Source organism: Oceanobacillus manasiensis (genome assembly GCF_000724085.1).
Lineage (GTDB): Bacteria > Bacillota > Bacilli > Bacillales > Amphibacillaceae > Oceanobacillus_B > Oceanobacillus_B manasiensis.
The window spans coordinates 236,288-248,983 of sequence record NZ_CCDL010000002.1; the positions used below are offsets into that span (position 1 = coordinate 236,288).

Sequence of the window (12,696 nt, forward strand, 5' to 3'; positions counted from 1 at the left end):
AAATAGTCGCTTTTAATTTGTATCAGAGGGATGTTGCTTAATATACTCATCTTTTGCTTCTTGATAGGCATCCCCACGGTTCTTCAAAAAAGGTTTTATACCATTTGCATGTGCTGCTCTGCCGATCATATGGGCTGAGACAGGTGCAGTTAACAGGATAAATACAATAGCAAGTAAAAGCTTTCCACTTACAATAGAGTGCGCTGCATAAAGAAATAGAAAGGCACCTATTAATATGAAGGCCACGCCTAAAGTAGCAGCTTTAGTTGCAGTATGCAATCTTGTATAAACATCTGGAAACCGCACAATTCCTATTGATGAAGACAGAATAAAGAATGTACCTGCCAACAGGGAGAGAATAACGAGTATATTAATAATGATATTAATCCATGTCTCTATCAATGATTACACCCTTTTCTAAGTATTTAGCAATAGATAATGTTCCAAGAAATGCTAGTATTCCAACCAGTAGAACGACATCATTTAGTCTAGATGTTACTAAATAGACTGCCATAAGCCCCGCCATAGCCATGATATTTATTCCAATAGCATCTAAAGCTACAGCACGATCTGGCTGAGTTGGCCCAACAATAACCTGATATAGCAACAGTAGGAGAGAGATTGCGATCCCTGCAAAACAGACTAGGACTGCAATATCTAATATATTCTCAGTTATTGATAAAACATCTGTCATCTTGACACCTCCAGGATTGCTTTCTCAAAGGTATTTTTTATTTCAGATATAGACTTTTCACTGTCCTGAATATGCATGGCATGAATATATATCTTCGTATTATCATGAGAAATTGCAACAGATAAAGTACCAGGAGTTAAAGATATTAGATTTGCAAGCAATGTAATTTCCCAGTTACTTTTTACATCTATAGGCAATGCAAAAATTCCTGGCTCAAAGTCCTGCTTTCGTTTATAAACAAGTTTAACAATTTCCCAGTTTGAAGATAACAATTCTTTTATAAATAAAAGAACCAATGCACCTATTTTCAAAAATCGTTTTAAATAGAAAGTATCTGGAACAAAACGGCGTAAAACAAAGAGCAAAAGTAAACCTAATAAGTATCCAGCGATAAAACTTGGTGCAGAATACGATTCACTTAAGAACATCCATAAGAACGCAATGATTAAATTTATAACAATTTGAAATGCCATTTAGTTCACTACTCCTTTAACACAGAATCGATATAAATTTGTGGATCCATTAGGTATGCAGCTATCGAGTCTGCAACAGGATAGAAATACTCAGCACCAACACCCATAATGACTGAAAGGGATAGTAGAAAAACAATTGGTGCAACCATGCCTTTGGTTGACTTTTTCTTTATCTGACCCATTGCATCTTTGTCGCCCCAGAAAGCATTGATAAATATCTTCGCAACAGAGTACAAAATGAGTAGGCTTGTTAAAAGCCCAATGAGAATGATCATAATATGTTCGCCCTCGAATGCTCCTTGTAGTAACAAAAGTTTACCAATAAAACCACTGAACGGTGGAATACCGGCAAGAACAAATGCGGAAATAAATAATAACCAGCCGAGGAGCGGATAGGTATGAATAAGACCACCCATTTTCTTTAAATCGGAGGTACCAGCAACGTAAGTTATTACTCCAACGAGTAAAAACAGTGCTGATTTAATGACCATATCATGGATTAAATAGTATACAGATCCACTTATTGCTGTCTCATTCATCACACCAATACCTAGTAAGATGAAACCAATAGCAGGGATAATATTGTATGCTACGATAAGTTTAATATTGGAGGTTGATAGCGCACCAATTATTCCGAATATCATGGATAGTCCAGCAAACCAAATGAATATTTCATGTGTTAACTCCACACGGTGAACAAAAATAAGTGTGAAAACACGGAAGATCGAGTAAATACCTACTTTTGTTAACAGAGCACCGAATAGTGCCGAAATAACTGGGTTAGGAACAACATAAGATTTTGGAAGCCAGTAGTAAAGGGGGAACAATGCCGCCTTTGTAGCAAAAACAAAGAATAGTAAGATACCAACAGTAGTTAGTATTCCTTGCTGATCTGCTTCCTGAACACGTTGTGCAATTTGTGCCATATTAACTGTGCCTAATGCACCGTAAACGAAGGCGATTGCTGTTACAAATAGCATTGAAGAAAATAAGTTAATAAGCAAGTATTTAAGTGATTCCCTTAATTGTACTTTGTCTCCACCAAGTACGATAAGTGCATAAGAAGCCATTAACAAGACTTCGAAGAACACGAAAAGGTTAAATAAATCTCCGGTAATAAATGCTCCTGTAACTCCTGAGATCAGGAAAAAGAAAAAGGGATAAAAATAATATTTTTCTTTCTCGCCAAGCCCAGCGGAAGGGGCATAAAAAGCACAGGCAACTGCGATAATGTTTGTAGTTAAGACAAGGACGGCTGCAAGTGAGTCAACTACTAAAACAATTCCATATGGTGCGATCCAGTCTCCTGTTTCCATTATAATTGTACCATTATTGATAACTTCCCACATGATATATCCAGTTAAACCTAGCCCAACAAGGGAAAAAACCTTTGTTAAAGCGCGGGAAACGTGTACTTTTGAATTGAAGAATATTAATATAATAGCTGCCACAAGTGGCAGTATGATTGGTAGAACTGCTAAATTACTCATTGGCCTTACCCCTTAATTGTTCCATATTATCTGTTTTATTTTCTTGTGTTGTCCGATATGCCAGTACAAGAAGCAGACTGGTCACACCAAAACTGATTACAATGGAAGTTAAAATTAATGCTTGTGGAAGGGGATCTGTATATTCAGATACCCCATCCGTGAGAATTGGTGGCTGCCCCGTTTTTAGCTTCCCCATCGTTAAAATAAATAGATGAGCACCATGTGAAAGTAGCGCAGTTCCAATAACAATACGTAATAACTGCTTTTGCAGTAAATTGTAAATGGCTGTAGCAAATAGTATACCTGATAAGATAAGGATAATTATCTCCATTATTCTGCCTCCTTGTTTTTCTTAAGTTTAATGAGGCTAAAGATGGCAAGTGCAGCAATACCTAGCACTGCAATTTCAAAGAGTGTATCAAGACCACGCATATCTACTAGAATCACGTTAACGACATTATCGCCGCCTCCCAATTTATAGGATGTCTCCAAGAAGTAATCTGAAATAACATCAAACAAGTTGGTACTATGAGCAGATATACCAATTAGCGTCATCATAGCCCCGAAGCTAATTGCTATTACTGCATTCATTAGTTTTGAACCGCCAGAGTCATCCGTTTTACGCAATTTTGGCAGATGATAGAAGCATAAAATAAACAAGGCTACAGTAATTGTTTCAACAACAAACTGTGTAAGCGCAATGTCTGGTGCACGGTAGATAACAAATAATAGAGCAACTCCGTATCCAACCACACCAAGTATTAGAAGTGCAGCCATATTATGTTTCGTGAAAATAGTTGCAATCGCAGCCACTGCCATAATAATAACGACAGACACTTCAATAACAGTAATGTCAGCAAGGTTACTAGCCGAAAATGTAAATCCATTTGTAAACAACATAATACTTGTCGTAACAACAATCATTGTCACAAGAATTAAGGACATGTATAGCTTTAATGAACCAGTCATATAAGAATTTGTAATTCCCGCAGAGTAGGTATCCAGCTTACTAATGAGACTATTATAAACACGATTAAAGCTTAATTTACCAGGAAGAACCTTGTAAATGCCGCTCCATTTTTTCCTGGTTAAGAACAGTGCTAGCCCTAGTACGACCACTATGAGAGACATTATAAGTGGTGGATAAGCCCAACCGTGCCAGAAACTTATTTTATGGTATTCTGCATTACTGTTAACTGCTTCAGCAGCATGTTGAATAAAAGGTGCATTAATCATACTAGGGAATAATCCGATTAAAATTACTCCAAGTACGAGAATAATTGGTGATACTAACATACCAAAAGGTGCTTCATGCGGTTTTTTCGGTAATTGATTAAGTTGTTTTGGACCTGTGAAAACACCGAAAAAGAAATACATAGAGTATACAAACGTAAAAATACTTCCAAGAACTGCTAAATAGGGAATCAACTCTGCTAAAAGAGAAGCACTCTCTAAATCCAATGTAGCATCAAAGAACAATTCCTTACTATAGAAACCATTTAGGAACGGCAAGGGAACACCAGCCATAGAAAATGTTCCAAATAAAGCCAACGTAGCAGAGATAGGTAGGAGTGTAAATAATCCACCCAGTTTCCTAATATCTCTTGTACCTGTTTCATGATCGATGATTCCTGCTACCATAAAGAGGCTTCCCTTAAATGTAGCATGGTTTAGAATATGGAAGACTGCTGCAAAGACTGCGGCAGTTGTACCAAATCCAAGCATTGCCATAATCATACCTAATTGACTAATAGTAGAAAATGCAAGAATGGCTTTAAGATCTGTTTGTCTAACTGCCATGTAAGAACCCCAGCAAAGTGTAACAATCCCGACAAGACTTACCGTGATAAAAAAGCCTTCATAACCAGAGAATATTGGTGAAAATCTTGCAATCAAAAATATTCCTGCCTTTACCATCGTCGCAGAGTGCAAGTAGGCACTAACTGGTGTAGGTGCCTCCATAGCATCCGGCAACCAAATATGAAATGGAAATTGAGCAGACTTGGTAAAAGCACCCAACAGAATTAAAGCCAGTATTAACGGCAAATAATCACTTGAAAGTATAACATCCGCTTGGCTAATCATTGCTTGAATGCTTGTTGTGTTCGTTATAACTGAAAGTAAAATGAATCCACCAAACATACTTAATCCACCAAAAATGGTGATTAGCATGGATTTCAATGCGCCATACCTTGATCTTTCTTTAAAATGCCAATACCCAATAAGCAAGAAAGAAGAAATAGAAGTTAGCTCCCAGAATGTATATAAGACAAATACATTATCTGAAAGAACTACACCAAACATTGCCGTCATAAAAAGTAATAAATAAACGTAAAAATGACCTAATCGCTCTTGTTTATCCAAATAGAAAATGGAATATAGAACAACAAGAGAACCAATGCCGCTTATCAATAGAACAAATAATAAGCTTAAACCATCAAGATAGAAATCTAAATTAATGCCTAGTGATGGAATCCAATTGTAGGTTTGTCGAATAGGTGTGAAGTCTTCCCCTACGAATCTAATGAAATAAAGGAAGATAAAAAAGGGAACAAAGAAAGTAAATATTCCAGTATGTATCTTACTTTTAGCCTTGCTAATTGTTGGAATAAAACAAGCAACAAGAAGTGGTATTAATACAGCAAATATCATCTAATGGTACTCCTCCTTAAATTTATCTTAGGTGTTTTCTTTATATGAAAATCCTCTGTTCTATTATTGAGAAATTGATTTTCAAATGGCAACAAGCTCAATTGGATATACTTCATTTTAGTGGGTTTATTCTCTTGTTATATTGGGGATAGCTGTAGCCTGGGTGGGTTCCAATATTCAATGAATAGTTTAACACAATATAAATCCAAGCAAAATAAATAACCCCTGTTATTTCGCAAAATAATAGGGGTTAACGCGTTTCTTCATATTTAAATATAAAATTTTTAAACGGGTCTTTTTTCTGTGATTTTATGGGATAATCTTCTTCTGTGTATTTCTTCTTCAATTAAGTTTAAAAAGTCAGGGCTTAAATTTAATTCATTTGCTGTGTAATACGATTCAATTAACAGTTCATCTGACAAATGTTCCATCAACTTAGCCCTCCTAAAGTTTGTAATTTTCCCAATTAGGTTATTAATAACTTACCACTTTATATATAGCAGGACAAGATGGAAGTTATCTACAAATGCTTGTAGATAAAGTGTGTATAATTACTTTTTTTTGTAGACAAATGTTGTAGTGGCAATCATTTTAATGTTAGTAAAGTTATCCACAAACGCGGTTTATAGGGATATTTGTCGAACGATTCTTGGAATGTTTACTTCTATATACATTATTCTGCAAAGATTCATTTGCTTTATGTAAATAAAATAGATGAGTACTGCAAAATTCCATGAAAATACTCTAATGAAGGTTTTCTTTGAATTTATGCCTAATTAACCGGGTACGTTTTTTTTTCAGTTGAAGGACTTTAAAATCAGGGAAATTATAGTATCAAACTGCAAGCAAGTGTCCAATTTTGTCCACCGTGAAATTAGTTACAGATAAATAAATTCGCCCATGATTGAAGTTTCGCTTTATAGAATGTTATTATAAGATAGGTTTACAATGGCGATTCGTATGAAGTTCGAACTGATGATAGAGAATATGAGGTGTGAAGGTTGTTAAAAAAGTTTTTGCCAAATGAACATGTAAAAAGCGTTTTTGATATTAGTCCAGAAGTATTAAAAAGCAAAGGTATTAAAGGAATAATTACAGATCTTGATAACACGCTGGTCGCATGGGACGTAATGGATGCTACTCCAGAAGTAATTGAATGGTTTAAACAAATGAAAGAAAATGACATTAAAGTAACCATTATTTCAAACAATAAGCAGGAACGAGTGAAAGTATTCTCGGAACCATTAGACACGCCATTTGTTTTTAGTGCAAGAAAGCCGTTAAGTAAAGCTTTTAAATCGGTAGCAAAACAAATGGGTATGAAAAAAGAAGAAATTGTAGTAATTGGAGATCAGTTGCTTACAGATGTGTTAGGTGGGAATATTGCTGGATTTTATACCATTTTAGTGGTTCCAATTGTACAAACTGATGGGAAGATTACAAAGATTAATCGAAAAATTGAACGAAGGATTTTACATTATATGAGGAAAAAGGGAAAAATCACTTGGGAGGAATAAGGATGGAAGAATTATATTGTCAGGGCTGTGGTGTCCTTATTCAAACAATAGACCCGCAAGCCCCTGGATACACACCAACTTCATCATTGGAAAAGGAGAATATCCTTTGTAAACGTTGTTTCCGCTTGAAACATTACAATGAGATTCAAGATGTTGCAATAACAGATGATGATTTCTTGAAAATGGTAAGTTCAATAAGAAATGCAAATGGCCTAGTTGTACATGTTATCGATATTTTTGATGTGCATGGTAGTCTAATTAAAAGTCTTCCAAGAATTGTTGGAAATAATCCAATTGTTTTAGTTGGTAATAAGGTAGATCTATTGCCTAAATCGACGAACAAGAGGAAACTCGAGCATTGGTTACGCGCTTCAGCTAAAGAAGCTGGTATAAATGTAAAGGAAGTTTGTCTCATTTCTTCGACAAAGGGCTATGGAATGAAGGAATTAGCAGAAGTTATTGAGGAACAGCGAGAACAACGGGATGTGTATATAGTAGGTACTACGAATGTTGGTAAGTCCACATTTATAAATCGCTTGATTAAACAATCTACAGGATATAGTGAAGTAATTACGACCTCTTATTTCCCTGGTACAACGCTAGGATTTATTGAGATCCCACTTGATGATCATACATCGCTGATTGACACTCCGGGTATAGTGAACAGACAGCAAATTGCACATTATGTCTCTGATCAAGACCTAAAGCTTATTACACCGAATAAAGAAATTAAGCCAAGAGTATATCAATTAAACAGTGGTCAAACTCTTTATTTTGGCGGTTTAGCAAGGTTAGACTTTGTTAAAGGTAAACGAACTTCCTTTATATGTTATTTCTCTAATCAGATTCCTATACACCGAACTAAATTAGAAAACGCAGAAGAATTATATGAGCAACATATTGGGGACCTCTTATCTCCACCTGATGAAAAGACGTTAGAAGTTTTACCTGAATTAAAAGAGAGTGCATTTAAACTAACAGGCGGAGACAAAACGGATGTTGTATTTCCAGGTTTGGGCTGGGTAAGTGTTGTTGCGGATGATATAACAGTAACGGTTCATAGTCCAAAAGAGGTATCTGCCTCTATTAGAAAATCTTTATTGTAGGGGGGTAGCATATGGACTATCAACTTGGTTTGATTGGTTTCCCAATTGAACATTCTCTTTCGCCATGGATTCACGAGTCATTTATGGAGCAAGTAAATGTAAAGGGGAGTTACAGACGTATTGAAATCCAACCTGATACAAATTTCCAAGAGCAGTTTTCCATGTTGAAGGAAAAAAAATTAGATGGTTTCAACATAACAGTACCTTATAAACAAGAGATTCTCCCGTTTCTAGATAAGATTGACCCTGTAGCAACTGATATAGGTGCTGTTAATACAGTTAGTGTAGAAAATGGATGTTGGGTAGGATACAACACCGACGGAATTGGATATCTACGTTCGCTTGAAAAAGCCTATCCAAAAATAATGAAGCAAGAAAAAGCTCGTATCTTATTGCTTGGTGCGGGAGGTGCCTGTAGGGGAATATATCATGCATTTTTAAATGCAGGCTTTAGTCATATTGATATTGCAAACAGGACAATAGAAAAAGCGGAAAATATTACAACACTAAAAAATGAAGAAACAGTAACTAAAGTAATGACGTTGGAAGAAGCGGAAAGTCTTATTGACCGCTATGATCTTATTATTCAAACATCGTCAGTAGGTATGAAGCCTGAGACCGATAGATCAATAATTCAACTGAAAAAAATAAAAAAGGGTGCAATCGTAAGTGATATTGTCTACCAGCCAATTCAAACAGCATTTTTACATCAAGCCAGAAATCTTGGTGCATTAATCCATAACGGACACACAATGTTATTGTACCAAGCCCAGTATGCATTTGAGATATGGACAGGCAAACGTGTACCAATAGGTGATATGGAAAGTAAATTAAAATTAATATTGGAGGGGTAACATTATGTTAACAGGAAAGCAGAAACGTTTTCTACGAGCTGAAGCAAACCAGATAAAACCCATTTTCCAAGTCGGAAAAGATGGGGTTAATGATAATATGATAGAACAAATTGGAGATGCACTTGAAAAAAGGGAATTACTTAAGGTTAGTATCTTACAAAATTGTTCCGAAGATAAACATACTGTCGCTGAAAAATTAGCAGAGGGTACTGGTGCAGAAATAGCGCAAATAATTGGAAACAATATTGTTTTATATCGTGAGTCTGAAGAGAATAAGCAACTAATACTTCCCTAAAGAGGGGTGTGCACAATGAAAAAGATAGGAATTCTTGGGGGAACGTTTGACCCTCCTCATTTAGGTCATCTTTTGATTGCTGAGGAAGTGCGTGAGAAACTTGACTTGGAAGAAGTCTGGTTTATACCTTCTTTTACTCCGCCACATAAAGAGGATTTGGGTACTACTCCAAATGATCGAATGAATATGGTTAAATATGCAATTAGTAATAATCCTTTTTTTAAACTGAATACAATAGAAATAGAAAGGTCAGGAAAGTCCTATACTATTGATACGATAAAGCGTTTGAAGGAACTTCATCCTGATCATGATTTCTATTTTATAATCGGTGCTGATATGGTGGAATTTTTACCTAATTGGTTTAAAATTGAGGAATTAGTTAACTTAGTGCAATTTGTAGGGGTAAAAAGAGCTGGTTCTAGCTTAGTTACTGATTGGAATGTACGGTCAATAAAAATTCCTGGAATTGACATTTCTTCAACGGAATTAAGGAAAAGAGTAAAAGAAAAACAGCAGATTACCTATCTGACAACAGATTCAGTTCAGGCGTATATTAAGGAGAATCATTTATATGAAAATTAGTAAGGCCATGGAGCTTGTAGAGCCTCAGCTAACGAAGGAAAGGTATGAACATTCGCTTAGGGTAGCCAAAACAGCGCGTTACCTTGCGAAGTTATATGATGGTCCTGAAGAAAAGGCAGAGCTAGCCGGGGTTTTACATGATTATGCTAAATACCGCTCTTTGGAAAAGATGGCAGAGGAGATTAAAACATTTAACTTACCGGCAGATTTATTGGACTTCCATTCTGAATTATGGCATGCGCCAATTGGGGCTATTCTCGTTGAAGAGGAATGTGGTTTGAAAGACGAGGATATTCAGTATGCTATTAGGTACCATACGACTGGGAGAGCTAATATGTCGAAGTTAGAGAAGATTATTTTCCTTGCAGATTATATTGAACCAGGTAGAAATTTTCCGGGAATAGAAGAAGTTAGGGAAGTAGCCGAAACAAACTTGGAATATGCATGCTGGCTAGCGGTGCGTAATACAATCAATTATCTTATTAGCAAGAGAGCTAAAGTCTACCCAGATACATTCCATGCTTACAATGATCTAAGTAAACACATAAATGGAGGTAATGAATGAATGGAAAATAAAGAAATTGTAAAATTGGCTGCAAAAGCTTGTGATGACAAACGTGCAGAAGATATAGCAGCACTAGATATGAATGAGGTTTCCTTAGTTGCAGACTACTTTTTAATATGTCATGCCAATACAGAAAGGCAAGTTCAGGCGATTGCCCGTGGAATAAAAGAAACAATGGACGAAGCAGGAGTTTCAGTAAACCGAATTGAAGGTTTGGAACAAGCTAGATGGGTTCTTGTCGATTTAGGTGATGTTGTATGTCATGTTTTCCATAGAGATGAACGCATCTATTATAACCTTGAAAGGCTTTGGGGAGACGCAGATCGCCTTGAGTTTGATCACGAGGATTGATATATGGCGTATAAACAGATGGCCAATGTATACGATCGCCTTATGGAGGATGCACCGTATGATAAGTGGCTAGAATTCACAGAATACATCATCAAAAAGTATAACAAATCTGTTCAACACATAGCTGACTTAGGCTGTGGTACTGGAGAGATTACTAAACGACTTGCGATGAATGGATATCAGGTAACTGGAGTTGATTATTCATCTGACATGCTGACTTTTGCTGAGCAGAAGTGCAGTAATGAAGGTTTAACAGTACAATGGCTTAACCAGGACTTAAAAGAATTGCAAGGACTTAAGGATTTGGATGCTGCTATTAGTTACTGTGATGTGATTAACTATATTACAGAGGAAGAGGATTTGACGGACGTCTTTCAAAGAGTTGCTGATAGCTTAAAGGAAGATGGGTTGTTTATCTTTGACGTTCACTCCGTCTACCAAGTAGAAAATAATTACGTAAACCAATCCTTTGCTGATGTAATGGAAGATGCCTCTTATATTTGGTTTTGCCACCAGGGAGATGTGCCAGGTGAGATGTATCATGAGTTAACTTTTTTCCAGTCTCAAGAACATAATACGTACACTAGATTTGACGAAATGCATCACCAACGGACATATACACCGAATTTTTATATAAATTTATTACAACGGACAGGCTTTAAAAATATAAAAGTATACGGGGATTTTCAGGAAAATAACGAGCTCGAACTAGAATATGCTGAAAGAATCTTTTTTTCGGCTGAAAAAGGGACGGATAATTAAATTATCCTCCTCTTTTTTTATTAAAAGGATTAATAAGTTGTGTATCGAATATAGAAGGGAGCATTCATTATACTATTTCAAAAAACCTTACAAAAAGGAGGTGGTTTATCGTGCTCGATTTAGTTAAAAAGGCAGGGATCTTTATTGTTGCTGCAAGTGTAATGGTGCTGTTTTTGTTTCTCTCTAAGGATAAATCCTCTAAAGTTGATAACACGCTCCACCAAGTTCACTCCTCCCCAATTGAAAACTCTCCTGAAAATACGGAAGGTGATTCGCAAGAACCAGAATCAATATTCATCGATATAAAAGGTGAGGTAAACCAACCTGGGGTTATTGAAGCTGCTCCTGGTGACCGAGTACACGACATGGTTCAAAAAGCTGGAGGATTTACAGTAGATGCGGATCAAACCCAAGTAAATCTTGCTCAGAAAGTCCATGATGAAATGAGTATTCTTGTCCCTGAAATAGGAGAGCAGGCTGAAGGTCAGCAGAGTAATGGTTCTAACACAGAGAAAGTAAAGTTAAACTATGCCAGCAAAGAAGAGATCGAGACACTAAGTGGTATTGGACCTTCTAAAGCGGAAGCTATTATAGCTTATCGTGAAGAAAATGGATACTTTCAATCATATGAAGACTTACTTAATGTTTCGGGTATAGGGGAAAAAACAATAGAGCAGCTACAAGAGTATATTCAAATACCATAGATAGTTTATTGAGGTACGAAAATAATTAAAAAAATAACTACTAATAGCTTAAAAGTCAAAGGGGACCTGAATGATGGAAAGAATTTCTTGGGATCAATATTTTATGGCTCAGAGCCAGCTGCTTGCACTCAGAAGCACGTGTACAAGATTAATGGTAGGCGCTTCAATTGTAAGGGATAAACGAATTATCGCAGGTGGTTATAATGGGAGTGTGTCTGGTGGAGTGCACTGTATTGATGAAGGCTGCTATGTAGTTGATGGTCATTGCGTTCGTACAGTTCATGCCGAAGCAAATGCATTGTTGCAGTGCGCGAAATTTGGGGTACCAACTGAAGATGCAGATATATATGTCACCCATTTTCCATGTCTTCAATGCTCCAAACAGTTAATTCAGGCAGGTATTAAAACGATCTATTATAAAGAAGATTACCGAAATAATGAATATGCAATTCAGTTATTTAAAGAAGCTGGTGTCTCCCTGAAGAAGGTTACAGTAGATTATTTAGCTGTTGATCTAAATTATCGTGAAAAACAAGACTATGTTGATGAGCTACTTGATAGGTTGTCGGAGAGTAAGAACACAAAAGAAGTAGAAAAACTAAAAGAAAGAGCGGATGTATTATTTTCCGCATCTCCAAATAGGAACTAGAA

At 36.2% G+C, this 12,696-nt stretch carries 17 protein-coding genes; 10 read left to right on the top strand and 7 right to left on the bottom strand.

Annotated elements, in window-relative coordinates:
* Window positions 1-12: 12 nt before the first annotated feature.
* The 7 genes from mnhG to BN985_RS10335 all read right to left on the bottom strand — a co-directional run bounded on the left by mnhG (window position 13) and on the right by BN985_RS10335 (window position 5,740).
* On the bottom strand, window positions 13-402 hold the full coding sequence (gene mnhG / locus BN985_RS10305) for a monovalent cation/H(+) antiporter subunit G (protein WP_042223386.1): 390 nt from the start codon (window positions 400-402) through the stop codon (window positions 13-15).
* Entirely contained in the window at window positions 383-694 is a 312-nt protein-coding gene (locus BN985_RS10310) for a monovalent cation/H+ antiporter complex subunit F (protein WP_042223387.1), read from the bottom strand. Before BN985_RS10310 ends, mnhG begins: the two co-directional genes overlap by 20 nt.
* A complete protein-coding gene (locus BN985_RS10315; RefSeq protein WP_042223388.1) occupies window positions 691-1,167 on the bottom strand; it encodes a Na+/H+ antiporter subunit E in 477 nt (158 codons plus the stop codon). Before BN985_RS10315 ends, BN985_RS10310 begins: the two co-directional genes overlap by 4 nt.
* 8 nt (window positions 1,168-1,175) lie before the next feature.
* Window positions 1,176-2,657, bottom strand: coding sequence for a Na+/H+ antiporter subunit D (locus BN985_RS10320; protein WP_042223389.1), 1,482 nt, complete (start codon window positions 2,655-2,657; stop codon window positions 1,176-1,178).
* On the bottom strand, window positions 2,650-2,988 hold the full coding sequence (locus BN985_RS10325) for a Na(+)/H(+) antiporter subunit C (RefSeq protein ID WP_042223390.1): 339 nt from the start codon (window positions 2,986-2,988) through the stop codon (window positions 2,650-2,652). Before BN985_RS10325 ends, BN985_RS10320 begins: the two co-directional genes overlap by 8 nt.
* Window positions 2,988-5,309 (bottom strand): Na+/H+ antiporter subunit A, encoded by a 2,322-nt coding sequence (locus BN985_RS10330; protein ID WP_042223391.1) that lies wholly within the window; start codon window positions 5,307-5,309, stop codon window positions 2,988-2,990. Before BN985_RS10330 ends, BN985_RS10325 begins: the two co-directional genes overlap by 1 nt.
* A gap of 284 nt (window positions 5,310-5,593) precedes the next feature.
* Complete coding sequence (locus tag BN985_RS10335) at window positions 5,594-5,740, bottom strand: sporulation histidine kinase inhibitor Sda (protein ID WP_036572456.1); 147 nt, start codon at window positions 5,738-5,740, stop codon at window positions 5,594-5,596.
* 570 nt (window positions 5,741-6,310) lie between these two features.
* Between BN985_RS10335 and BN985_RS10340 the strand changes: the two genes are divergently transcribed.
* The 10 genes from BN985_RS10340 (at window position 6,311) to BN985_RS10385 (ending at window position 12,694) form a co-directional block, all read left to right on the top strand.
* The gene (locus tag BN985_RS10340; RefSeq protein ID WP_042223392.1) at window positions 6,311-6,826 is read left to right on the top strand and encodes a YqeG family HAD IIIA-type phosphatase; all 516 of its coding nucleotides are present in this window, start codon (window positions 6,311-6,313) and stop codon (window positions 6,824-6,826) included.
* A 2-nt stretch (window positions 6,827-6,828) separates the two neighbouring features.
* Window positions 6,829-7,932, top strand: a complete 1,104-nt coding sequence (gene yqeH / locus BN985_RS10345; RefSeq protein WP_042223393.1) for a ribosome biogenesis GTPase YqeH — start codon at window positions 6,829-6,831, stop codon at window positions 7,930-7,932.
* Window positions 7,933-7,943: 11 nt separating this feature from the next.
* Window positions 7,944-8,786, top strand: coding sequence for a shikimate dehydrogenase (gene aroE / locus BN985_RS10350; RefSeq protein ID WP_042223394.1), 843 nt, complete (start codon window positions 7,944-7,946; stop codon window positions 8,784-8,786).
* 4 nt (window positions 8,787-8,790) lie between these two features.
* Window positions 8,791-9,081, top strand: coding sequence for a ribosome assembly RNA-binding protein YhbY (gene yhbY / locus BN985_RS10355; protein WP_042223395.1), 291 nt, complete (start codon window positions 8,791-8,793; stop codon window positions 9,079-9,081).
* A gap of 15 nt (window positions 9,082-9,096) precedes the next feature.
* Window positions 9,097-9,663, top strand: coding sequence for a nicotinate-nucleotide adenylyltransferase (locus BN985_RS10360; RefSeq protein ID WP_042223396.1), 567 nt, complete (start codon window positions 9,097-9,099; stop codon window positions 9,661-9,663).
* The gene (gene yqeK, locus BN985_RS10365; RefSeq protein WP_042223397.1) at window positions 9,653-10,228 is read left to right on the top strand and encodes a bis(5'-nucleosyl)-tetraphosphatase (symmetrical) YqeK; all 576 of its coding nucleotides are present in this window, start codon (window positions 9,653-9,655) and stop codon (window positions 10,226-10,228) included. Before BN985_RS10360 ends, yqeK begins: the two co-directional genes overlap by 11 nt.
* A complete protein-coding gene (gene rsfS, locus BN985_RS10370; RefSeq protein WP_042223398.1) occupies window positions 10,229-10,579 on the top strand; it encodes a ribosome silencing factor in 351 nt (116 codons plus the stop codon).
* A 3-nt stretch (window positions 10,580-10,582) separates the two neighbouring features.
* Complete coding sequence (locus tag BN985_RS10375; protein ID WP_042223399.1) at window positions 10,583-11,341, top strand: class I SAM-dependent DNA methyltransferase; 759 nt, start codon at window positions 10,583-10,585, stop codon at window positions 11,339-11,341.
* 110 nt (window positions 11,342-11,451) lie between these two features.
* On the top strand, window positions 11,452-12,045 hold the full coding sequence (locus BN985_RS10380; RefSeq protein ID WP_042223400.1) for a helix-hairpin-helix domain-containing protein: 594 nt from the start codon (window positions 11,452-11,454) through the stop codon (window positions 12,043-12,045).
* 73 nt (window positions 12,046-12,118) lie between these two features.
* Window positions 12,119-12,694, top strand: a complete 576-nt coding sequence (locus tag BN985_RS10385; RefSeq protein ID WP_042223401.1) for a ComE operon protein 2 — start codon at window positions 12,119-12,121, stop codon at window positions 12,692-12,694.
* Window positions 12,695-12,696 lie beyond the last annotated feature (2 nt).